We start from the raw sequence: 22,406 nt of genomic DNA, 5'->3' as shown, positions 1-22,406 counted from the left end.
GGCGGCAGTGCGCGACCGGGGTCGGTGCACGGCTTTCCCGGCACGTCCCCCGGTACTCGACGCCGGAGTTATCCACAGGTCGGGGGGACGTCCGGGCGCATTGTCAGTGGCAGGCGCTAGCGTCGTGGACGTGAAGCGATCGAACCAGACATCCCGGGTGGAACCCATGGCAGGAAACGACCGCGAGAAGGCGCTCGACGCCGCGCTCGCACAGATTGAACGGCAGTTCGGCAAGGGCGCGGTCATGCGCCTCGGCGACCGGCCGAATGAGCCCATCGAGGTCATTCCCACCGGGTCGACCGCCCTGGACGTCGCGCTCGGCGTCGGCGGCCTCCCGCGCGGCCGTGTGGTGGAGGTCTACGGCCCGGAGTCCTCCGGCAAGACCACCCTCACGCTGCACGCGGTGGCCAACGCCCAGCGGGCCGGCGGCACGGTGGCCTTCGTGGACGCCGAGCACGCGCTGGACCCCGACTACGCCAAGGCCCTCGGTGTCGACACGGACAACCTCATCCTGTCGCAGCCGGACACCGGTGAGCAGGCGCTGGAGATCGTGGACATGCTGGTCCGCTCCGGTGCCCTCGACCTCATCGTGATCGACTCCGTGGCAGCCCTCGTGCCGCGGGCCGAGATCGAGGGCGAGATGGGCGACTCGCACGTGGGTCTGCAGGCCCGCCTGATGAGCCAGGCCCTGCGCAAGATCACCAGTGCGCTCAACCAGTCGAAGACCACCGCGATCTTCATCAACCAGCTCCGCGAGAAGATCGGTGTGATGTTCGGCTCGCCCGAGACCACCACCGGTGGCCGCGCGCTGAAGTTCTACGCCTCCGTCCGGCTCGACATCCGCCGGATCGAGACCCTCAAGGACGGCACCGACGCGGTCGGCAACCGCACCCGCGTCAAGGTCGTCAAGAACAAGGTCGCGCCGCCCTTCAAGCAGGCCGAGTTCGACATCCTCTACGGCCACGGCATCAGCCGCGAGGGCGGCCTGATCGACATGGGCGTCGAGCACGGCTTCGTCCGTAAGTCCGGTGCCTGGTACACCTACGAGGGCGACCAGCTCGGCCAGGGCAAGGAGAACGTCCGGAACTTCCTCAAGGACAACCCCGACCTGGCGGACGAGATCGAGAAGCGCATCAAGGAGAAGCTGGGCGTGGGCGTGCCGAAGCCCGAGGCCCCCGCCGCCCAGCCGGCCGCCGACGCGGCCGCCGATCCCGCCGCTCCCGTCGACGCCGCCGCCAAGGCCGAGGTCCCGGCTCCGAAGAAGGCGACCAAGGCCACAGCCGCCAAGGGCTGACACCATGGTGCGCAACTCCCAAGGACGCGGCGGCTCTTCCGAGTCGAGGGCCTCGCAAGAGCCGCCGCTCGACCCGGAGGAGCAGGCACGGGCCCTGTGCCTGCGCCTACTCACCGGAACCCCCCGCACCCGCAGGCAACTCGCGGACGCCATGCGGAAGCGGGAGATCCCGGACGACGTGGCCCAGCACGTCCTCGAGCGCTTCGAGGACGTGGGCCTGATCGACGACCAGGCCTTCGCCAACGCCTGGGTGGAGTCCCGCCACCGGGGACGTGGACTGGCCCGCCGTGCCCTCGCACGGGAACTCCACCATCGCGGTGTGGACGCCGAGCTGGTGACCGAGGCGGTCGAGCTGCTCGACTCCGAGCAGGAGGAGGCGACGGCCCGCGAGCTGGTCGGGCGCCGGCTCCGGTCCACCCGGGGCCTGGAACGCGACAAGCGCATCAGACGCCTGGCCGGCATGCTCGCCCGCAAGGGGTACTCCGAGGGACTGGCCCTCAGAGTCGTGCGCGATGCCCTGGCCCAGGAGGCCGCCACCGAGGGCGAAGAGGAGGGCGAGCCATGGCTCTGGGAATAGTGTCGCCGCCTCCGGACGGCCGGGGCTGAGAAGGAGGGCGGGCCGGCGCGCGGTCGGCGTCGATCACGTCCCGGCCGACCCGGCCCCGCACACTCGGGCCCATCGGGCGCGGCCCGTCTCGGCGCGAATCGGCCTGGCCCGGCCCCGCCCACCCGCCGCAGGGTGTGGCTACTTGGACATCGTGTAGATGAGGAAGGCCACGGCGCCGAGGGCCACCACCAGCAGCAGGCTCGCCACGAACGACGTCACGCAGCACGCGGACAGCTCGGCGGCGCGGATCGCCACCGCGCGGACGCCGCCCTCATCGACGGGACGAGGGTCCCGTCCGGCGGGACCCTGCGCGCGCCGCTGCGGCCGCGCACGGCCGGGCGACCCGTCCGCCGGTCCTGGGACGCGCGGCCCGGTCGGCGGCGCGGAGTGAGAGCCATGGCGTGACACCGGGTGTCTCCTGACGTCGGTCATCGTCGCGGAAGTCTCGCCGCGAGTGTGCCCCAGCAGATCACCTTCCGGGCGACCTCCTGGTGGAGAAGTCGAGTCGAATCGCCGCAGGGCGGCGACGGACAGGACAACACGGCGGCCACCGTACCCAGTTCAGTTTGCCGGAATTCCAGGGACCCCGTGCTCACGCAGCGGGCCGACCTGCCAGCCCCTTTCCTGGCACGTGTCGAGGATGCGGGGCAGGGCACGCAGGGTCGTGCGCCAGGAGCCCGTGGCGGAGGTGCAGTCGGAGTCGTGCAGAAGGATCGTGCCACCGCCGCGCAGGTCCCGCAGGACGGTGTCCTCGACGGACCGGGGCGTGGCGCGCTTGCGCCAGTCCTCGCCCCAGCAGGTCCACAGCACCGGGGTGAGGCCGAGGCGGCGGCAGGCAAGGTGGGCCGCCGTGGTCATCACGCCGTAGGGGGGCCGGAAGAGCACGGGCGGGCGGCCGGTGACGCGGGCCAGGTCGTCACGGGCGCGGGCCAGGTCGTCGTACGTGGCGCGCGGGCCGCGGACGAGCAGCGGGCTGTGGTACCAGCCGTGGATGCCTATCTCGTGGCCGGCGTCCGCCATCTCCTTGGCCAGCCCGGGGGAGCGGGCCAGCATCGAGCCGAGGAGGAAGAAGGTCGCGCTCAGCTCGCGGCGCTGCAGCGCGGTCAGGAAGTGCGGGGTGGACAGGTGGTCGGGACCGTCGTCGAAGGTGAGGGCGACGTGGTCCGGGCGGCCCTGCCCGGACAGGCGCGGCATGGTCCTGTTCCGGAGCGGCCCGAAGGTGGAGATCACCGGTGCGGCCTGCAGCGCGGCGAGCGCGGGCAGGACGGCGGTGGAGGCGACGAGGGCGGTGCGGGCGGGCGTCATGACCGGTCTCCGTCCAGGTAGTGGGTGACGGCGATGATGCCTCCCGGGGCGTGGCCGAAGGCGTCGGCCAGCGGCGCGGCGATCCCCAGCGTGAGGGTGGCCACCACCGCGGCCACGGCCGCCACCACGCGTGCGCGGCCCCGGCGCCGGTTCTGGCGGCGCCACCGGGGACCCCCGGGCCCCTGCGAGGGCGGGGTCCCGTCGGGCCGGTGTCCCGTGCGGGCGGCGACGGCGGGCACCGGGCCCGGCGCGGACCGGTGCAGGGCGATCCCCGCCGCGCGCTGGTCGCTGCCCCGTGCGCCGTGCAGCAGGTCGGCGAGGACGGGAGCCAGGTCCTCCGGGCCGCGGATCCACGCGGCCAGGCCGGCCTCCTCCAGCGCTTCGGCGTTCGTGCGGCCGTGCCCGGGGATGCAGCGGTAGCTCGCCACCGGCAGTCCGGCCGCGAACGCCTCCAGTGAGGTCAGCCCGCCGGCGTTCTGGACCAGGACGTCGCAGGCGTGCATCAGGCCGGGCATGTCGTCGACCCAGCCGAAGGCGAACGCGATGCCGTCCTGCTTCAGCTCCTCGACGAGTGCGGTGTTGCGGCCGCACACCACGACCGGGACGGCCAGCCCCGTCGCCCGTATCTCGGCGGCGGCCCGCCGCACCGGTCCGACGCCCCAGGAACCGGCCACCAGCAGGGCCAGCGGCGCCTGCGCGGGAAGCCCGAACCGGGTGCGTGCGGCGGGCCGCTGCCCGTCCGTGGCCGGGGTGAAGCGCGCGTCGGTGACCGGACCGGCGACCGTGACGCCGGCGGCGCCCTGGGCATGCGCCTGAGCCGCGGGCACGGCGTGGACGGCCAGGTGGGCGTCGATCCCCGGAGCGATCCACAGGGCATGGACGGAGAAGTCGGTGAGGTAGGTCAGGGCGGGCACGGTCAGGCGGCCCCGCAGGCGCAGCGCGCCGAGCACCTGGCTGGCGCCCGGGTACGTGGAGACGACCGCGCAGGTGTCCGGCGCGAGGCCACGCAGCAGGCGGCGTTCGGCGCTGCGGAACAGCGCCCGCCACACCAGGCCCGGCCGGGAGGCGCGGTCGGTCGCCCGGTAGAGGTGCTGGTAGCCCTCCGGCGCCCAGGTCAGCAGGCGGTGGTAGCTGCCGCACAGCAGCCGGCCGGCGCCCGCGGGCAGCACGTCGAGGAAGTCCTGCCGGTCCACCGTGAAGCCCTGCGCGGTGAGCCGGTCGGCGAGCCCGGCGGCAGCCCCGTCGTGCCCGGCGCCGACGCTCGCGGAGATGACGGCGATCCGCTGCGGGGCGCTTCGTCGCGGGGTGGTGGCGGGGGCGGGTGCCGTGCCCGGCAGCGGTTCGGGTCGGTCGGGCACGGTCGATCAGCCTCCAGACGGCAACGGGGACGGCCGGGCAGGCCCCGGGCCAGAGCGGACCGCGCGCAGGCCGAAGCAGGCCCGCGGGCGGGCCGAGGCGATGGCTCGAATGCGGCGGCGCTGAGAGGCGAAGCTACTACATGATGTAGAAATTGGGGAGCGGTCGACCCGAGGAGAGGTCGGGAAGAGGCCGAGTAGAACCCCGTGAAAGCCCCAGGAAAGCCCCGGGAAAGCCCCAGGAAGGAGGTGGAGGATGCGCGCCGAGAGCGCGACGGGCCGGATCGAGTGCCCGGCCAACCTACTACGAGAAGTAGAAGCGGAGGAGGGTCCGGACACCCCCGAAAAGAACGAGCCATCGGCGGCACCGCCCCCGGTCCGCCCTCCCCGGACGGCGAGGGGGATGCGCGGCCGCATCGCGGGCCTGCTCCTGGTCCTCGTGTCGGCCGGCTACTTCGCCGTCGCGGCCGACCAGAGCCACAACGTGCCGGCCGCCCGCGAGCTCAGCACCGAACTGGCCGGGCTGACCCAGGAGACGCCCTCGCCCGTGCAGCAGGCCGTCTACCGCGTTCCGATCCCCGACCAGGCGGAGAACGTCGCCTTCTACGAGGCCAACTCCTGGACGAAGGACACCCTCTACGTGCAGTTCACCACCACGAGGGACGGGCTCGCCGCGTTCCTGCGGCAGCTCGGCGCCGGACCCGCCGACCTGCACCCTGGCCTGCGCGCGGTGTCGATCCCCGCCGCACTGGCCGCCAAGGTCCCCTGGACCTTCCCCGCCGGCGGCGACTGGGCAGGCATGACCTCGGCCTCCCCGAGCCCGCGACCGTCCCACGCGATCACGGTGGACCTCGGCACCCCCGACCGGCCGACGGTGTTCGTCGCGTCCGTCATCCGGTTCCCCTCCCGCTGAGCCCGGGCGGCCGACGGCCGCACCGCGCCACGGCCGCTGCCCGCGAGGTCACGTCCGCCGGCCGCCGGCCGCCGCCCGGTAGGCACGCAGGGTGAGTGAGGAGGCCGGCCAGGGCTGGGGGAACGGGCGGAGCCGGCGCCAGTCGTAGGGCGGATGTCCCAGCTTCGGACGCCGCCGGTCGTAGACATTGACCAGCGCCCAGACCGCGACGCACGCCACGATGCCGACCCGGCCCGCGACGGCCCCCGGGCCCGATCCCGGCGCCAGCAGGCCGCCGATCCCGGCCGCCCACAGCCAGGAGCCGAGCAGGGGATAGACCACCAGCTGGTGCCAGACCTTGGTCGGGGCGAACGCCTGCTGGCGGGTGAAGTACCCGGCCCGCTGCTCGCCGCGCCACTGCACCAGGCCGAAGCACAGCCATCCCGCGCCGGAGGCCAGCGCCCACCACGGCCCCGCCGCCCCACCCGGACGCCCCGCGCCGATCCGCCACACCCCCAGCCCGACCGCGACAGCCAGCAGCGGATCGCCGAGCAGCACCGCGACGAACTCGGTGCGCGGGCCCATCAGGCGGCGTTCCAGCACCAGTGCCAGCAGCCACAGGGCGCCCGGTGTGACGGCGAACGCCGCGGCCGCGGCGATCCAGGGGCCGTGCCCCAGGGGCAGTGCCAGCCAGGGAAGAGAGCCTCCGTTCACAACGGACACGGTCCCCGGGGGCGCCTCCGGTCATACCTGACCGTGACACGGTTCACGCGAGCGACGGGACGCACCCGCGCCAACGCCCGCCGCGCCGCCGCCCGCCGCGCCAGCGCCCGCCGTCCGCCACAGCTCGCCGCCCACCACGGTCCCGCCGTCCCCGCCGTCCGTCCGGCCCGCGCGATCACCGGCCGAGGGCCCGTCACCGCGGGGGAAGCCGCGCTCCGGTGACCCGCGGGGCGTGCATCGCCGCCTCGAACAGCCGCTCCGTGTCATGGGCCGTGATGGCCAGGCTGACGCCGCACGCGGCGATCAGGGCGGCGAAGGCCAGGGCCGCGCCCGTACGGCGCGGGACCGGCGGGGCCAGCAGCGCCCGCACCCGTTGCGGCACCGGGCCGCCGGTCGCCCCGAGGGACGCCGTCCGCGCCCGGTTCGACGCCAGAGCCGCGCGCGCTATCGCCCGGGCCACCAGCGGCCGGTCGGAGACCACCACGCCGGCGTCCTCGTCCGCCCAGCGCTCGACGGCGAACGCGCCCGCCCGCTCCAGTGGCCGCAGGGCCGGATCGACCACCGCCGTCAGATGCAGGATCAGCGTGAACAGGTGGTGGCGGTGGCGCAGATGGGCCCGCTCATGGGCGAGGAGCGCGCTGCGCTCCCGCGCGTCCAGGACCCGCAGCATCCCGGACGAGACCACCACCCGGCCCGGCAGGCCGAGGACGGCGAACGCGGTGGGCACCGGGTCCTCCACCACGGCCAGGTCACCGCCGGCGGCCAGCCCGCGGCACTCCCGCCACGCGCCGACCAGCGCGCGGCCCCGGCGCCAGGACGCCACGGTGGCGCTGACCAGTACGACGAGCACCACGCCGGCGCACACCGCGGCGAACTCCCGGTCCACCGGGTCCTCGGCCGCGAGCACCCGCACCGACCAGGGGCCGAGCGCGGCCACCGGTGGCAGCTGCCCCACCGCGGTGAAGGCCAGGATCGCCAGCTCGGTGAGCCAGGTACCCGCCGCCACCACGGCGGCGCACGTCATCGCCCATGCCCCCGCGCGCGGCGCCATCCGGCGTCCCGCCCACGGCGCCACCACGGCGAGCACCGCGCTCACCAGCAGCGGCAGATACATCGGTGCCGGCCAGAACACGTGTCACTCCCGGTCGGGCAGCTCGCCGTGCAGCAACTGCTCCAGCAGCTGCTCGTCCTCGTCGGACAGGTCCGACACGAACCGGGCCAGCACCGCCGCGCGGTCGCCGCCCTCGTCCAGCAGCGAGTGCATCCCCGCGGCCACGACCCCGGCCTGGTCGTCGACGGGCGCGTACACGTGGCCGCGGCCCTCGCGGCGCCTGGTCACCAGGCCCTTGTCGCACAGCCGCGTCAGGATCGTCAGCACCGTCGTGTACGCGGCGCCGGGCACGCTCTCCTGGACCACGGCCGCCGTCACCGGCCCGCCCGCCGCCCACAGGGCCGCCAGCACCTCGCCCTCCAGCTCGCCCCGGGCCCGTCGCCGGGCCTCCCCACGCCCGTTCCTCTCCGGCACCCGACACCTCCTTCTCCCGCACCAGCAGAGCTCTCTTCGCGCTGCTCAAGCTACTACTGGTCGGAGAAAATCCACCATCGCGCAACCTGCCGCCCGCTTGCGCGACCACAGGGGGACCGCGCACGGGCGTCATCGGCGGGGAGCGCGGCAGGTCCGCGCGCCGGGCGGCCGACGTGCGCGGACGCCGCCCTACCGGGTGCGCCCGCCGACCCGCCGGCCGCCGGCGCCGCCCGCCCGGCCGGCCGCCGGGCCGCTCTCGGATTCGTCCTCGGCGTCATCCGGACCGGCCGGTCCGGGCACGGTGGTGTCCTCCACCGTCCCGACCGCTGACGGCGGGCCGCCGCGCGCCAGGTCGGCGTAGGAGTACAGCTCCGCCGGCCGGCACCCCACCATCACCGTCACCAGGCGCCCGTCGGGCCGGACGAGCAGCACGCTGTGGGCCGTGGCGCCCGGGTACGTCTCCGCGACGACCAGCTCCGCGTCGGTCGGCAGCGCGGCCACCGCCGAGGCCAGCCGCGGCATCAGCCCGGCCGTCAGCCAGTGCCGGGACTCCCAGACGCCCGTGCCGGGAGCGACGAGGACCACCACGAGCCCGCGCCCGAGCCGGTCGCGCAGCCGTCCCGGCGTGCCCTCCAGGGAGATCACCGGCACGTCCTCGACGATGCCGCCGGCCGGGGTGGCGCATCCGGCGATCAGGGGCGACGCCCCCGACCTGCCGCCGCCGCGCGGCGCGGGCAGCGAAAGCGGCGACCGCCCGTACACCGAGGTGGCGGCGGCCGCGCCGCGGCCCAGGTGGCTGTCGGTCAGCAGCTCGGCCTGGCCGCGGGCCGAGCCCGACAGCAGCGACTGCCGCACGGTCTGCCAGGCGCCGCTCGCCCTGACCAGGGGCAGCGCCTGGTCGGTGGCGCGCAGGCGGGCGCCCACGGCGCCGCGGCGCTCGGACTCGTAGCTGTCCAGCAGGAGCGGGGAGGCCCCGTCGTGCCAGGCCAGCGACAGTTTCCAGGAGAGGTTCTCCGCGTCGCGCAGCCCCTCCTCGACGCTCTGCGCCCCCAGTGCGCCCATCAGATGGGCCGAGTCGCCGGCCAGGAAGACCCGGCCGGCCCTCCAGCGCCGGGCCAGCCGCTGGTGCACCGGGTGGTCGGCGGAGCCCACGAGCTCGTACGGCACCACGCGGCCGCACCAGGCGGTGAGGGTGGACCGCAGCCGTTCGACGAGGGCGTCGGAGGTCAACTGCCGTGGCTGGGAGGGCAGCAGCCAGTCCAGCCGCCACAGCCCGTCCGGCAGCGGGCGGGCGGTGATCTCCTGGCCGGCGGGTGCCCCGGGCGGATCACGGTGCAGCAACGCGACGCCCGGCTCGGGGAGTTCGGTGCGCAGCACCGCCACCGCCTGCCGGTCGACGGCCGTCCGGCCGGGGAAGCGCACGCCGAGCAGCTTGCGGACCGTGGAGCGCGGGCCGTCGCAGCCCACGAGGAAGCTGCCGCGCCACCAGGTCTCCTCGGTGCCGCGGGTGTGCACGCTCACCCCCTGCCGGTCCTGCTCCAGGGCGTCCAGGCGGCAGCCCGGCACGAGCCGGACCGAACCGCAGGACAACAGGGCCTGGCGCAGGCCGTGTTCCAGCAGGTGCTGGGCGATGTGCACGGGAGCGCCCGATGGTTCGGGACCGAACTCGATCCGCTCCAGTTCGGTGCGGCGCCGCAGCGTCCGCCAGGCGGCCCAGGTGGCGCCGTCCCGGCGCAGGCCCTCGTAGCCGAGCCGTTCCAGGAGGGCGGCGGTGTCCGGGCCGAGTACGGCGGTGCGGGGGCGGTGCAGTCCTTCGGGTCCGTCCGGCGCCTCCGCTCCGTCGAGCACGATGACGGGGACGTCGCGGCGGGCCAGCGCGAGAGCGAGGGTCAGGCCCACCGGGCCGGCCCCCGCGACGATCACCGGGTCCACGCAGCGGCCCCCGGAAGGAGTGCGGTCACAAAGCGTATGCAACTCACTGCGACTGCCCACGTCAAGCGACGGTCCCCCCTCGGCGCGGTGCGCGGAGGCACTCCGTCCGGCGCACCCGGCGGACACCACCGGCGCTTGCGACGCGTACCGGCTCGGTAACGGTCCGGCGCATGTGCCGGTACGCCCTTGACGCACCCTCCCCGATCGGGGTGGATTCGGTCGGACACGACCATGACCCGGTCGCCGGGGAACAGTTCCGTGAACATGCGGAAGCCCCCGGGTGCGCCGGGCCGTCCTGCACCGAGCCTGATGAGGAGGAGGTGACGCATGCGACTGCTGCTCGTGGAGGACGACGACCGGGTCGCCGCCGCCCTTTCCGCCGTGCTCGGCAGGCACGGCTTCGAGGTCCGGCACGCCCGCAGCGGCGAGGAGGCCATCCAGGCGCTGCTGCCCGCCGAGGGCCCGGGATTCGACTGCGTGCTGCTGGACCTGGGCCTGCCCGACCAGGACGGCTTCGAGGTGTGCAGCCGCATCAGGCGGCGCACCACCACCCCGGTGATCATGGTCACCGCGCGCGCCGACGTCCGCTCGCGCATCCACGGCCTGAACCTCGGCGCGGACGACTACGTCGTCAAGCCCTACGACACCGGCGAACTGCTCGCCCGTATCCACGCCGTCGGCCGGCGCCCGCCGCTGCGCCCGCCCGCCGCGGCCGGGCAGCACGGCGTCCCGGCGCCCGCGCCGGGCGCGGCGACGGCCGTCGAGGCCGACGGCCCCGCCAGCGCCCCGCTGCGGCTCGGCGGCGTGGCCATCGACCTGCCGACCCGTCAGGTGACCGTCGACGGCGCCTCGGTGGCCCTCACGCGCAAGGAGTTCGACCTGCTGGCGCTGCTGGCGCAGCGCCCCGGCGTCGTGTTCCGCCGCGAGCAGATCATCAGCGAGGTGTGGCGCACCGCCTGGGAGGGCACCGGGCGCACCCTGGAGGTGCACGTCGCCTCGCTGCGGTCCAAGCTCCGCACCCCGGCCATGATCGAGACGGTCCGGGGCGTGGGATACCGGCTCGTCGTACCGGTCGGCTGACCGAGCCCGTCCGGAGGCACCGCCGTGCGCACCCGACTGCTGCCGCTGCTCATCGTGCTGATGGCCGGCGTCCTGCTGGCGCTGGGCTTCCCGCTGGCCGCCAGCCAGGCGGCGGCCCAGCAGCAGCGCGTCGTCGTCGACCGGATCGACGACACGACGCGCTTCGCCGCGCTCGCGCAGTTCGTCACCGCGCACGGCGAGGGGACCGAGGTCGACAGCGCGGACGCCGAGCGGCTGCACACCCTGCGCACCGAACTCGACCGCTATCAGCAGCTCTACGGCATCAGCGCGGGCGTCTTCTACCGCGACCGCACGGCCATGGCCGCCGCTCCGGCGGGCTGGCGGATGCCGGTCGACGGCGAGCTCTTCGACGCCTACTACTCCGCGCTGCTGGGCCGGCGCGCCCACGACCCGGAGCAGGTGTGGCCCTGGCAGAGCCGCGAACTGGCCATCGCCTCCCCGATCGTGCGGGACGGCGACGTCGTCGCGGTGGTCGTCACCGAGTCCCCGACCGGCGCCCTGCGGGGCAGGATCCTGCACGGCTGGCTGCTGCTGATCGCCGGCGAGCTGGCGGCCATGGCGATCGCCATGCTCTTCGCGGTCCGCCTGACGGCCTGGGTGCTGCTGCCCGTCGCCAAGCTGGACCGGGTCACGCACGACATCGCCACCGGCCGGATGGCCTCCCGGGTGGGGGCCGCCGGCGGCCCCCCGGAGCTGCGCCGGCTCGCCCGCTCGTTCAACGAGATGGCCGACAACGTCGAGGCGGTCCTGGAACAGCAGCGCGCCTTCGTCGCGGACGCCTCCCACCAGCTGCGCAACCCGCTGTCGGCGCTGCTGCTGCGGATCGAGCTGCTCGGCCTCGAACTTCCGGCCGGCCACACCGAGGCCGAGTCGGTCAAGGAGGAGGGCCACCGCCTCGCCCAGGTGCTGGACGACCTGCTCGGCCTGGCCGTCGCGGAGCGCTCCGGCAGCCACCTGGCGGTCACCGACATCGCCGAGCTGGCCCGCGTCCGGGCCGCGGCCTGGGAGGCGGCCGCGGAACACGCGGGGGTGACGCTGACGTTCCGCGTCGCGACCGGCGACAGCCCGGTGGAGGCCTGGGCGGACAAGGTCGCGCTGTCCAGCGCGCTGGACGCGGTGCTCGACAACGCGATCAAGTTCACCCCTGTGGGGGAGTCGGTCACGGTCGCGGTGGACGGCGGCCTGGATCAGGTGGCGGTTCGTGTCGCGGACCACGGCCCCGGGCTCGCCGACGACGAGATCGACCGCATCGGCGACCGGTTCTGGCGCAGCGCCCGCCACCAGAACGTGCACGGCTCGGGCCTCGGGCTGTCCATCGCCCGCGCCCTGCTCAGCCAGGGCGGCGGGGCCATCTCCTACACCAAGCGCGAGCCGCACGGCCTGGAGGTCGTCCTGACGGTCCCGCGCACCGCGCCCGTCCCCACCGGCTGAGCACCGCCGGGCCGGGAGCGCGGCCGCGTCCCCGGGGCCGCCGTGTCCGCTACGGCTTGACCGAGCGGTAGTAGCGCTCCGCACCCGTGTGCAGCGGCAGCGGATCGGTGAACACCGCGGTCCGCAGGTCCACCAGCTGGGCCGCGTGCACCTCCTTGCCGATCGCGTCCCTGCTGTCGATCACCGCCCGGGTCAGCCGCTCGACCAGCCCGGTGTCCGCGTGGTCGGTGGTGACCAGCAGGTTCGCGACGGCGATGGTCGCGATCGTCTGCCCGTCCTGCACCTTGGGGTAGGCGTCGGCCGGCATGACCGCCTGCCGGTAGTACTGCATCTGGCTGCCCATGGTGTGGAGCCTGGGCACCAGGTCACCGAGCTGCACCAGCCGGATCCTGGGCACGGGGTTGGCCATCGCCGCGATGGCGGCGGTCGGCAGGCCGCCCGACCAGAAGAAGGCGTCGAGCCGGCCGCTGAGCAGCATCGCGGGCGCCTGGTCGATGCCCACGGGCACGGCCTTCACGTCCTTGGTGACGTCCAGGCCCGCCGCGGTGAGCAGCCGCCGTGTGATCAGGCTGACGCCCGAGTCCGCCTGGCCGATGCCGACGGTCTTGCCGCGCAGGTCGCGGGCCGACGTCACGGTGGAGTCGCGCGGCACCACCAGCTGCATGTAGTCGTCGTAGAGCCGCGCGCAGGCCCGCAGATCGGCCTTCCCCGGCCCGTGGTAGTTCGCCACGGCGTCGGCCGCGGCGATGGTGAAGTCCGCCTTGCCCGAGGCGACCCGCTTGATGTTGTCGACCGACCCCTCGGTCTGGAGCAGGTCGACCCGCACGCCCGGCAATGCCGTCCGCAGGTCGGCCTTGAGCAGCTTCCCGTACGTCTCGTAGACGCCGTTGGCGACGCCTGTGGCCAGCGAGAGCGGCCGGTGCGGGTACGAGGGTCCCTGCGACGGCAGCAGCCACCACAGCAGCAGCGCGAGCGCCGACGCCCCGGCCAGGACCGCCTGCAGCACGCGCCGCCGCCCGCCGGCCCGGTGCACGTGCGCGCGGAGCCGGCCGCGTGTGCGTGCGCCCAGGCCGGTGACGTTCATGGAGCGGGATCCTGCCAGGCCGCGCCGGTCCGCGGAAGGCCGAGCGGAGCGATGCTGGAGGAGGGGGCCGACAGGAGGAGGCGGACATGCCGAATCTGGGAGTCGCCGTCGTGCGGCAGTACGAGCGCGGTGTGGTGTTCCGGCTGGGGCGGCTGCACGGGGTCCGCAAGCCCGGCTTCCATCTCATGATCCCGATCAGCGACCGCATGATGAAGGTCAGCCTGCGCACGGTCACCATGCCGGTGCCGTCGCAGCAGGTGATCACCCAGGACAACGTCTCGATCGGGGTGGCCGCGGTGGCCTACTACCGGCGGGTCGACGCGGTGAAGTCCATCGTGGAGATCGAGAACGTCTCCGCGGCGGTCGGCCAGATCGCGCAGACGACCGTACGGAACATCGTCGGCCGCTCGCTCCTGGACCAGGTGCTGACCGACACCCAGACGCTCAACCTCGCCATCCGGGAGATCCTCGACCGCACCACCCAGCAGTGGGGCGTGTTCGTGTCCCTGGTCGAGCTGAAGGACATCGAGCTGCCGGTGACGATGCAGCGGGCCATGGCACGGCAGGCCGAGGCCGAGCGGGAGAAGCGCGCGAAGATCATCGCGGCCGAGGGCGAGGCGCTCAGCGCCGACCGGCTGGCCGAGGCGGCGGACGTCATCGCCGACCATCCGGTGGCCCTCCAGCTCCGCAACCTGCAGATCCTCGGCGAGATCGCGGCGGAGAAGAACAGCACGATCGTCTTCCCGGCCCAGCTGCTGGACAGTGCCCGCGCGGTCCAGGAGTTCGTCGCGGAGGAGAACCGCGGCCGGCACGGCGGCGACGGTCACGGCGCGAAGCCCTCGGTGGGGGCGTCGCCCGCGCCGGCGGCGCTGCTGTCCAGGGAGGAGTCGCACGACGGGGAGCCCGAACGCTGACACCGGCAGCGGACCTGGAGGGGGCGGCCGGTACGCCGAACGGGTTCCTTGGCTGTCCCCGCGACCACCTACTCTGGAGGGCATGACCGCGCAGGACGCACCCATTCGCAGCTACGAGATCCGCACCTATGGGTGCCAGATGAACGTGCACGACTCCGAACGCCTCTCCGGCCTCCTGGAGGACGCCGGGTACGTGCGCGCGCCCGAGGGGGCCGACGGCGCGGACGTCGTCGTGTTCAACACCTGTGCGGTGCGGGAGAACGCCGACAACCGCCTCTACGGCAACCTCGGCCAGCTCGTGCCCAAGAAGGCGGCCCGGCCCGGGATGCAGATCGCGGTCGGCGGCTGCCTGGCGCAGAAGGACCGCGACACCATCGTCAAGCGCGCGCCCTGGGTCGATGTGGTCTTCGGCACCCACAACATCGGGCAGCTGCCGGTGCTCCTCGAGCGGGCGAGGATCGCGGAGGAGGCGCAGGTCGAGATCGTCGAGTCCCTGGAGACGTTCCCCTCCACGCTCCCGTCGCGCCGCGAGTCCGCCTACGCGGCCTGGGTGGCGATCTCCGTCGGCTGCAACAACACCTGCACGTTCTGCATCGTCCCCGCGCTGCGCGGCAAGGAGAAGGACCGCCGGCCGGGCGACGTGCTCGCCGAGGTCGAGGCGCTGGTCGGCGAGGGCGTCGTCGAGGTCACGCTGCTCGGCCAGAACGTCAACGCGTACGGCTCCGACATCGGCGACCGCGAGGCGTTCAGCAAGCTGCTGCGGGCCACCGGAGCGGTCGACGGGCTGGAGCGGATCCGCTTCACCTCGCCGCACCCGCGGGACTTCACCGACGACGTGATCGCCGCCATGGCCGAGACGCCCACCGTGATGCACCAGCTGCACATGCCCCTGCAGTCCGGCTCCGACCGCGTCCTGAAGGCGATGCGGCGCTCCTACCGCCAGGACCGCTACCTCGGCATCATCGAGAAGGTCCGCGCCGCCATGCCCGACGCGGCCATCACCACGGACATCATCGTCGGCTTCCCCGGTGAGACCGAGGAGGACTTCGAGCAGACGCTGCATGTGGTGCGGCAGGCGCGGTTCACGCAGGCGTTCACGTTCCAGTACAGCAAGCGCCCCGGCACGCCCGCCGCCGACATGGAGGACCAGATCCCCAAGGCCGTCGTCCAGGCGCGGTACGAGCGGCTGGTGGCGCTCCAGGAGGAGATCTCCTGGGAGGAGAACAAGAAGCAGGTCGGCCGCACCCTCGAGGTGCTGGTCGCCGAGGGCGAGGGCCGCAAGGACGACGCGACGCACCGCCTGTCCGGCCGGGCTCCCGACAACCGCCTGGTCCACTTCGAGCGTCCCGCGGAGCCCGTCCGCCCGGGCGACATGGTGACCGTCGAGATCACCTACGCCGCCCCGCACCACCTGCTCGCCGAGAAGCCCGCGCTGTCGGTGCGCCGCACCCGCGCCGGTGACGCCTGGGAGCGGCGCAACGCCGCACCTCCCAAGCCGGCCGGCGTGATGCTGGGCCTGCCGACCGTCGGCGCCCCCGCGCCGGTGCCGGCACCGGTCGCGGGCTGCTCCGTGGACTGAGCGCGGTGCCGCGGCCTCGACTGACCCGGTGCTGCTGCCCGGACTGACGGGGGGCCGCGTTTCTCGACCGAGCGCGGTTCACCTGGGCGCCAGGTCGGCCGGGCGTCGGCGCGGGCGTCGTGGGCGGCGCGGGTAGGGTTCCGCACATGCTTGTCGCCGCCGCCGTGTGCCCGTGCCCGCCGCTGCTCGTGCCCGAGGTCGCCGCGGGAGCCGCGCCGGAACTCGACGGGCTCCGGGCGGCGTGCCAGGACGCGGTCGGCGTGCTCGCCGCCTCGCGGCCCGAACGGCTCGTCGTGATCGGACCCGCGCGGCGCCCGGGCCGGGGAGTCTTCCCGCCCGGCACGTCCGGGTCCTTCCGCCCCTTCGGCGTCGACCTCGACGTCACTCTGGGGACGGCCGGCCCGGCGACGCCGCAGGACGCGGACGCCGCGCCGCTGCCGGCCTCCCTGGCCGTGGCCGCGTGGCTGCTGCGCGGATGGAGCGCGGCGCCCGTGGAGGGCCTCGGAGTGGGGGAGCAGCTGGCGCCGGAGACGTGCGCGGCGGCCGGCCGCGCGGTGGCCGCGTCCGCCGAACGGGTGGCGCTGCTGGTGATGGGCGACGGCACCGCCTGCCGCTCCCTGAAGGCGCCCGGCTATCTGGACGAGCGCGCCGAGGGCTTCGACGCGGCCGTGGCCGCCGCGCTGGCCGGGGCGGACATACGCATTCTGGCGGACCTCGACGTCGCGCTGGCGCAGGAACTCAAGGCCGGAGGCCGAGCGCCCTGGCAGGTGCTCGCGGGCGCCGCGGAGGACGCACATCTGACGGGCGAGCTGCTCCACGACTCGGCGCCCTACGGCGTCGGCTACTTCGTCGCCGCCTGGACCTGAGGCCGCCGCCCGCGCGGCGGGCCGGCGCGGGCACCGTCACGGAAGGGGCCCGGTCACGGAAGGGGCCCCGTCATAGGGCCCCGGCACGGAAGGGCGCCGGACATGGACAGGCCGCGGATGGTGGAGGTCCGCGGCCGTCCGGTTCAGGTGGCGCTCTGAGGTCAGGCGGGCATCAGGACTGGCCGCCGCCGTCCTGCTCGCCGTACTTGTGCGCGGCGTCCTTCGTCTTGTCCACGCCGGTCTGGACCTGGTCGCTGTGCTTGCCGCCGGTCTTGGAGTCGACGGCCTGCCCGGCCTTGTCGATGCCCTGGTCGACCTTGTCGCCGTGCTGGCGCATCATGTCGTCGGTCTTCGCCTTCGACATGCCCAGCTTGTCCTTGAGCGTGTCCATGAAGCTCATCTGGCACCTTCCCTCGGAGATGACGGCTCGGGAAGGGGCGGAATGCGCCGTCGCACCCGGCGGCATCGACCATCTGAACAGGGCGAAACCACCTCAAAGCGCCCTTCCCAACTCCGACCATACCCGCGACCCGCTGTTTTCGCGTCGCCACGGCCAGCAGCCCCTGACCGACCCAGGCGCCGGGCCGCCCGCGCCCCGTGCGGGATGATCGTCCAGGGCGCGTACGGCCCCGTTTGTTTGCGAGACTGACTCCGTGAAGAAGCGCGTCATCGCTGTCGTCGGGCCCACCGCCGCCGGGAAGTCGGACCTGGGCGTCGACCTCGCCCTCGCCCTGGACGGCGAGGTGATCAACGCCGACTCCATGCAGCTGTACCGCGGCATGGACATCGGCACCGCGAAGCTCACCGCCGACGAGCGCCGGGGCGTCCCGCACCACCTGCTGGACATCTGGGACGTCACCGAGGCGGCCAACGTCGCCGACTACCAGCGCCTGGCCCGCGCCGAGATCGGGCGGCTGCACGAAGCGGGCAAGGTGCCGATCCTGGTGGGCGGTTCGGGCCTGTACGTGCGCGCCGCGATCGACCAACTCGACTTCCCCGGCACCGACGCGGCCGTGCGCGCGCGCCTGGAGGAGGAGCTGGAGATCCGCGGCCCCGGGGCCCTGCACGCCCGGCTCGCGGCCGTCGACCCGCAGGCCGCGCTGGCCATCCTGCCGAGCAACGGCCGCCGCATCGTGCGCGCCCTGGAGGTCATCGAGATCACCGGGCGACCCTTCACCGCGAGCCTGCCCGGCCACGAGTCGGTCTACGACACCGTGCAGGTCGGCGTCGACGTGCCGCGGCCCGTGCTCGACGAGCGCATCGCCCTGCGGGTGGACCGCATGTGGGAGGCCGGGCTGGTGGCGGAGGTCCGCGGGCTCGAAGAGCGCGGCCTGCGCGAAGGGCGCACCGCCTCGCGGGCCCTGGGGTACCAGCAGGTGCTGTCCGCGTTCGCCGGCGAGTGCACCGAGGAGCAGGCGCGTGCCGAGACGGTGCGGGCCACCAAGCGCTTCGCCCGCCGCCAGGACTCCTGGTTCCGCCGCGACCCCCGCGTCCACTGGCTCGCCGCCAGGGGCCAGGAACTCACCGAGCAGGTGCTGAGGTTGCTCCAAGAAGCGGTTACAGCCTGATCACGTGATGGCATCGGGAGGCTCTGTCGTCCCGGCCCGGCCTCCGCGCCGTGCCATCATCGGGATCTAGCTACGGTGTCGGAGACTTGGGAGGGCGCGTGGCGATGGCAGCCGGCCCGCGCGACACCCCCCAGGGACGTGAGACGGCGACCGGGCCCGAGCGGGAGCACCGGGGCTTCCCGGACGCGCACCCGTCCAGGGAGCCGGTCGGCGCCATGGACGCGGACGAGCCGCACGGCCCGCTGGGCCACGACGGGCTGGAGACGCTGGGCCCGCTCGACGAACTCGAACCGCTCGACCCCGCCGAGGCGTTGACGGCGATGGAGGACGCCCAGTCCTTCCGTGAGCTGAGGCCGGCGCGACGACTCCGCTTCTGGCAGCTCGCCCCGATCACCGCGCTCGCCGTCGGCGGCTCGCTGATGTTCGCCTTCCCCCTGGCCTTCGAATCCGGGGACGCTGGGCCCGTCGTGGCCATGCTGGGGCTGCTGCTGTGCCTGTGCGCCGCCGGGTGGGGGCTGATGGCCGCCCGCCGCGCGGGCCAGACCTGGCCCGGCCTGCCGCCGCGGGGTTCGGGCTCGCGGCCCGACTGGCGCTACGTCACCGGGTACACGCTGGTGATCGTCCTGCTCGCGCTGCTCGCCGTCTGGCGCGTGGCGCGGCTGCGCTGAGGCCGTCCGTCACCACAGCCCCGCCGGGCCGCCCCGGGGCTCCGCGGGTTATCCACAGGCCACGGGCCTCCGTACGCGGCGGTCCGTGCGTGCCGCGTACGATCGAGACGTGACTGAAGCGCACCACGGCACCCCTGACTCGTCCTCGCCGCTGCCCTTCCTGAAGGGCCACGGCACCGAGAACGACTTCGTGATCGTCCCCGACCCGGACGGTCTGCTCGACCTGTCCGCTTCCGACGTGGCCCGGCTGTGCGACCGCCGTGCCGGCATCGGAGGCGACGGAGTGCTGCGCGTGGTCCGCTCTACGGCTCACCCCGAGGCCGCCGCACTCGCGGCCGAGGCCGAATGGTTCATGGACTACCGCAACAGCGACGGCAGCATCGCCGAGATGTGCGGCAACGGCGTACGGGTCTTCGCCCGCTACCTCCAGCACGCCGGACTGGCCGAGGCGGGCGACCTCGCCGTCGCCACCCGCGCCGGAGTGCGGCAGGTGCACATCGCCAAGGAGGGCGACGACGGCGAGCCCGGGGCCGTCACCGTGCGGATGGGCCGCGCGGAGCTGCCCGGCGACCCGGTGGTCGTGGCGGTCGGCGACCGCAGCTGGCCGGCGGTCCACGTCAGCATGGGCAACCCGCACGCCGTCGCGTTCGTGGACGGGCTCGGCGAGGCCGGGGACCTGCTGCGGGCGCCCGCGGTGAGCCCGCGGTCGGCCTACCCCGACGGCACCAACGTGGAGTTCGTGGTGGACCGGGGCCCGCTCCATGTCGCCCTGCGCGTCCACGAGCGTGGCTCGGGCGAGACCCGCTCGTGCGGCACCGGCGCCTGCGCCGTCATGGTCGCCGCGGCCCGCCGTGACGGCCTCGACCCCGCGGTCACCGGCCGCCGGGTGACCTACACCGTCGACGTACCGGGCGGCCGCCTCGTCATCGCCGAGGACACGGACGGCATGATCGAGATGACCGGGCCGGCCGTGATCGTCGCCGAGGGAACCATCGACCCGCACTGGCTGTCCGGACCGCGCTGAGCGGACGCCGGGGGCCGTCGCGCCGGACCGGCGGCGGCCGCGCCGGCGTCCCGGAAGCACCGCCACCGGAGGTCGTCCGGACGGCCGCTGACCGCTTGCGGGTGGCCGAATCCGGAAGTATGCGCTCATGATCCCCGACCGGATGTCCCTCGAACGGGTGATGGGGATCACTCTCGGCGAGAGCTCGACTGCCGCACGTGGTGGGCTCGGTAGCATCAAGCACCGGCGCGGCCCCACGGGTCGTGGAGGGCTCCCGCAGCCGGTCCACGCTGCCGGAGGGCCCGATGAGCGCACACAACGCAGTGGACGCGGGGCGGACCGCTGAGGAACCGCGGCGCGGCACGCGCCGCATCGACCTGCGCCGCCTCGGCCGGGTGGCGCTTCTGGGCGTCGGCGGCGGCAGCAGACTGCCCGACGCCATCGAGCACCTGATCAAGGTGCACCGCGGCCGGCATCCCGCGGCCGGCTCCGCCGCGATCGAACAACTGCGCAAGGCGTACGTGCTGGCCGAGTCCTCGCACCGCGGTCAGACGCGCAAGAGCGGTGAGCCGTACATCACCCACCCACTCGCGGTCACCCTCATCCTGGCCGAACTCGGCGCGGAGACCACGACGTTGACGGCCTCTCTGCTGCACGACACCGTCGAGGACACCGAGGTGACGCTCGATCAGGTGGAGCGGGAGTTCGGCGCCGAGGTCGGCTACCTGGTCGACGGCGTCACGAAGCTGGAGAAGGTCGACTACGGGGCCGCCGCCGAGCCGGAGACGTTCCGCAAGATGCTGGTCGCGACCGGCAACGACGTGCGGGTGATGTCGATCAAACTCGCCGACCGGCTGCACAACATGCGCACGCTCGGCGTCATGCGGCCGGAGAAGCAGGCCAGGATCGCCCACGTCACCCGCGACGTCCTCATCCCGCTCGCCGAACGCCTCGGTGTCCAGGCGCTCAAGAGCGAGCTGGAGGACCTGGTCTTCGCCGTGCTCCACCCCGAGGAGTACCGGCGCACCCGCGCGATGATCGAGGAGAACGCCGCCGGTTCCGACCTCCTCGGCGGCATCGCCGGCCAGGTCAGGACCGTCCTGCGGGAGGCGGGCATCACCGCCGAGATCGCCATCCGGCCCCGGCACGCCGTCTCCGTCCACCGCCTGCTGCTCAAGCGCGGCGGCAAGCAGCTCAGCGGCTGCGACTTCGGCCGCCTGCTGGTGCTCGTCGGCGAGAACGCCGACTGCTACGCGGTGCTCGGCGAGCTGCACACCTGTTTCACGCCGGTGATCGCCGAGTTCAAGGACTTCATCGCCGCCCCGAAGTTCAACCTGTACCAGTCGCTGCACACTGCCATCGCCGACGGCGACGGCCGGATCGCCGAGGTCCTGGTGCGCACCCGCCGGATGCACCACGTGGCCGAGACCGGTGTGATCGGCCTGGGCGACCCGCACGCGGCCGCGGAACCCGGAGCGGGTGCGGACGCCGAGCGCGGCGAGAGCGGAATCGGTTCGACGTCCGAGGGCTGGGGCGGCGGCATCGACCCCACCAGGCCCGGCTGGCTCGCCCGGCTGCTCGACTGGCAGCGGGCCGCCCCCGACGCGGACACCTTCTGGTCCGCGCTGCGCGACGACCTCGCCCAGGACCGCGAGATCACCGTCGTCACCGCACAGGGCGAGGACGCCTCCGGCACGCTCCGGCTGCCGGACGGGGCGACCTGCGTCGACGCCGCGTACGCCATGCACGGCGAGGCGGGGCACGCCTGCGTCGGCGCCCGCGTCAACGGCCGGCTCGCGCCCCTCGGCACGGCGTTGCGCGACGGCGACACCCTCCAGCTGCTGATGGACGACAGCGCCACGTCCGGCCCCGACCGCGACTGGCTGGAGCACGCGACGACGCCCGCCGCCCGGATCGCGATCACCCGGTGGCTGAGCCAGCACCCCGCGGCCGAGCGCGACGAGCAGCCCGACCGGGTGCCCCCGGTACGGCCCGTGCCCGCGGCCGGCGCCGTGCCCGCCGCGGACCCGCTGGCCGTCGCGGACCTGCCCGGCGCGGCGGTGCGGCTCGCCCGCTGCTGTACGCCGGTGCCGCCGGACCGCGTGACCGGGTTCGTCATCCGCGGCGGCACCGTCGCCGTGCACCGTGTGGAGTGCCCTTCCACCGGGCGGATGGCCGCCGACGGCCGGGCCCCGGTGCCGGTGCGGTGGCGGGAGGACCAGCCGGCGGGCGGCTACCGGGCCACCGTGCTCGCCGAGGCGCTCAGCAGGCCGCGGCTGCTCGCGGACCTCACCGAGGTCATCGCGGGCCAGGGCGTCGGCATCGTGTCGGCGGCCGTGGAGCCACCTCAGGAGCACCGAGTCCGCCACACGTACACCGTCGAGCTGCCCGACGCCGAGGCCCTGCCCGCCCTGATGCGCGCGATGCGCGCGGTGCCCGGCGTCTACGACGTGTACCGGGCCCAGCTGGCGGTCAGCGGGGCGGCCGCCCGCAACTGAGCGCGAGCCACTGAAGGCGTGCTGGTGCCGAGCGCGAGCCTGGGCGCAGAGCCAACCGGAC

General features: G+C 74.3%; 20 protein-coding genes. 12 read left to right on the top strand and 8 right to left on the bottom strand.

From position 1 onward, the window contains the following. Positions 1-166 precede the first annotated feature (166 nt). Entirely contained in the window at positions 167-1,294 is a 1,128-nt protein-coding gene (gene recA / locus BMW99_RS05915; protein WP_069466481.1) for a recombinase RecA, read from the top strand. Positions 1,295-1,298: 4 nt separating this feature from the next. After that, positions 1,299-1,871, top strand: coding sequence for a recombination regulator RecX (gene recX, locus BMW99_RS05910; protein WP_075016347.1), 573 nt, complete (start codon positions 1,299-1,301; stop codon positions 1,869-1,871). Positions 1,872-2,462: 591 nt separating this feature from the next. Here recX and BMW99_RS05905 read toward each other — a convergent pair. Both BMW99_RS05905 and BMW99_RS05900 read right to left on the bottom strand, forming a co-directional pair. After that, positions 2,463-3,206: a polysaccharide deacetylase family protein gene (locus tag BMW99_RS05905; RefSeq protein ID WP_069466482.1), complete on the bottom strand. Its 744-nt coding sequence runs from the start codon at positions 3,204-3,206 to the stop codon at positions 2,463-2,465. Further along, positions 3,203-4,564: an MGDG synthase family glycosyltransferase gene (locus tag BMW99_RS05900; protein WP_075016346.1), complete on the bottom strand. Its 1,362-nt coding sequence runs from the start codon at positions 4,562-4,564 to the stop codon at positions 3,203-3,205. The genes BMW99_RS05905 and BMW99_RS05900 overlap by 4 nt, the downstream gene beginning before the upstream one ends. Positions 4,565-4,964: 400 nt before the next feature. On the opposite strand from BMW99_RS05900, the gene BMW99_RS05895 reads away from it, so the two are divergent. After that, the gene (locus BMW99_RS05895; RefSeq protein WP_069467352.1) at positions 4,965-5,474 is read left to right on the top strand and encodes a hypothetical protein; all 510 of its coding nucleotides are present in this window, start codon (positions 4,965-4,967) and stop codon (positions 5,472-5,474) included. 48 nt (positions 5,475-5,522) lie between these two features. Here the strand turns inward: BMW99_RS05895 and BMW99_RS05890 are convergent, their stop codons facing one another. The 4 genes from BMW99_RS05890 to BMW99_RS05875 form a co-directional block, all read right to left on the bottom strand. Beyond that, positions 5,523-6,167, bottom strand: coding sequence for a hypothetical protein (locus BMW99_RS05890; protein ID WP_075016345.1), 645 nt, complete (start codon positions 6,165-6,167; stop codon positions 5,523-5,525). A gap of 202 nt (positions 6,168-6,369) precedes the next feature. Further along, positions 6,370-7,308 (bottom strand): M56 family metallopeptidase, encoded by a 939-nt coding sequence (locus BMW99_RS05885; protein ID WP_079139168.1) that lies wholly within the window; start codon positions 7,306-7,308, stop codon positions 6,370-6,372. A gap of 3 nt (positions 7,309-7,311) precedes the next feature. Continuing rightward, positions 7,312-7,701, bottom strand: coding sequence for a BlaI/MecI/CopY family transcriptional regulator (locus tag BMW99_RS05880; protein WP_075016344.1), 390 nt, complete (start codon positions 7,699-7,701; stop codon positions 7,312-7,314). Between the two features lie 189 nt (positions 7,702-7,890). Then, on the bottom strand, positions 7,891-9,633 hold the full coding sequence (locus BMW99_RS05875) for an FAD-dependent oxidoreductase (protein WP_075016343.1): 1,743 nt from the start codon (positions 9,631-9,633) through the stop codon (positions 7,891-7,893). A 327-nt stretch (positions 9,634-9,960) separates the two neighbouring features. Between BMW99_RS05875 and BMW99_RS05870 the strand changes: the two genes are divergently transcribed. Together BMW99_RS05870 and BMW99_RS05865 are read left to right on the top strand one after the other, a co-directional pair. Beyond that, positions 9,961-10,713 carry a response regulator transcription factor gene (locus BMW99_RS05870; protein ID WP_069467073.1) on the top strand — a complete coding sequence of 251 codons (753 nt, stop codon included), beginning with the start codon at positions 9,961-9,963 and terminating at the stop codon, positions 10,711-10,713. 24 nt (positions 10,714-10,737) lie between these two features. Beyond that, on the top strand, positions 10,738-12,165 hold the full coding sequence (locus tag BMW99_RS05865) for a sensor histidine kinase (protein ID WP_069467072.1): 1,428 nt from the start codon (positions 10,738-10,740) through the stop codon (positions 12,163-12,165). 49 nt (positions 12,166-12,214) lie between these two features. Here BMW99_RS05865 and BMW99_RS05860 read toward each other — a convergent pair whose 3' ends face one another. After that, a complete protein-coding gene (locus BMW99_RS05860; RefSeq protein WP_079139025.1) occupies positions 12,215-13,249 on the bottom strand; it encodes a TAXI family TRAP transporter solute-binding subunit in 1,035 nt (344 codons plus the stop codon). A gap of 86 nt (positions 13,250-13,335) precedes the next feature. Between BMW99_RS05860 and BMW99_RS05855 the strand changes: the two genes are divergently transcribed. From BMW99_RS05855 to BMW99_RS05845, 3 genes are all read left to right on the top strand, one after another. Continuing rightward, positions 13,336-14,163: a slipin family protein gene (locus BMW99_RS05855; protein WP_079139024.1), complete on the top strand. Its 828-nt coding sequence runs from the start codon at positions 13,336-13,338 to the stop codon at positions 14,161-14,163. A gap of 82 nt (positions 14,164-14,245) precedes the next feature. After that, positions 14,246-15,742 carry a tRNA (N6-isopentenyl adenosine(37)-C2)-methylthiotransferase MiaB gene (gene miaB, locus BMW99_RS05850; RefSeq protein ID WP_075016342.1) on the top strand — a complete coding sequence of 499 codons (1,497 nt, stop codon included), beginning with the start codon at positions 14,246-14,248 and terminating at the stop codon, positions 15,740-15,742. A gap of 146 nt (positions 15,743-15,888) precedes the next feature. Next, positions 15,889-16,608 (top strand): class III extradiol dioxygenase subunit B-like domain-containing protein, encoded by a 720-nt coding sequence (locus tag BMW99_RS05845; protein WP_069464788.1) that lies wholly within the window; start codon positions 15,889-15,891, stop codon positions 16,606-16,608. Positions 16,609-16,780: 172 nt separating this feature from the next. On the opposite strand, the gene BMW99_RS05840 is transcribed toward BMW99_RS05845, so the two are convergent. Then, the gene (locus BMW99_RS05840) at positions 16,781-17,008 is read right to left on the bottom strand and encodes an antitoxin (RefSeq protein WP_069464787.1); all 228 of its coding nucleotides are present in this window, start codon (positions 17,006-17,008) and stop codon (positions 16,781-16,783) included. A gap of 253 nt (positions 17,009-17,261) precedes the next feature. Between BMW99_RS05840 and miaA the strand changes: the two genes are divergently transcribed. The 4 genes from miaA to BMW99_RS05820 all read left to right on the top strand — a co-directional run bounded on the left by miaA (position 17,262) and on the right by BMW99_RS05820 (position 22,345). Then, positions 17,262-18,176 carry a tRNA (adenosine(37)-N6)-dimethylallyltransferase MiaA gene (miaA, locus tag BMW99_RS05835; protein ID WP_069464786.1) on the top strand — a complete coding sequence of 305 codons (915 nt, stop codon included), beginning with the start codon at positions 17,262-17,264 and terminating at the stop codon, positions 18,174-18,176. A 104-nt stretch (positions 18,177-18,280) separates the two neighbouring features. Beyond that, positions 18,281-18,844 carry a hypothetical protein gene (locus BMW99_RS05830; RefSeq protein ID WP_075016376.1) on the top strand — a complete coding sequence of 188 codons (564 nt, stop codon included), beginning with the start codon at positions 18,281-18,283 and terminating at the stop codon, positions 18,842-18,844. Between the two features lie 109 nt (positions 18,845-18,953). Then, positions 18,954-19,868 (top strand): diaminopimelate epimerase, encoded by a 915-nt coding sequence (dapF, locus tag BMW99_RS05825; RefSeq protein ID WP_069464784.1) that lies wholly within the window; start codon positions 18,954-18,956, stop codon positions 19,866-19,868. Positions 19,869-20,152: 284 nt separating this feature from the next. Further along, complete coding sequence (locus BMW99_RS05820; protein WP_075016341.1) at positions 20,153-22,345, top strand: RelA/SpoT family protein; 2,193 nt, start codon at positions 20,153-20,155, stop codon at positions 22,343-22,345. The last annotated feature ends 61 nt before the right edge of the window (positions 22,346-22,406 follow it).

Origin of the sequence: Actinacidiphila rubida (assembly GCF_900110255.1) — a bacterium.
In the GTDB taxonomy this organism is placed as follows: Bacteria; Actinomycetota; Actinomycetes; order Streptomycetales; family Streptomycetaceae; genus Actinacidiphila; species Actinacidiphila rubida.
The sequence above is the reverse complement of the archived record's forward strand: the minus strand, read 5'-3'. Positions and strand labels throughout refer to the sequence as shown.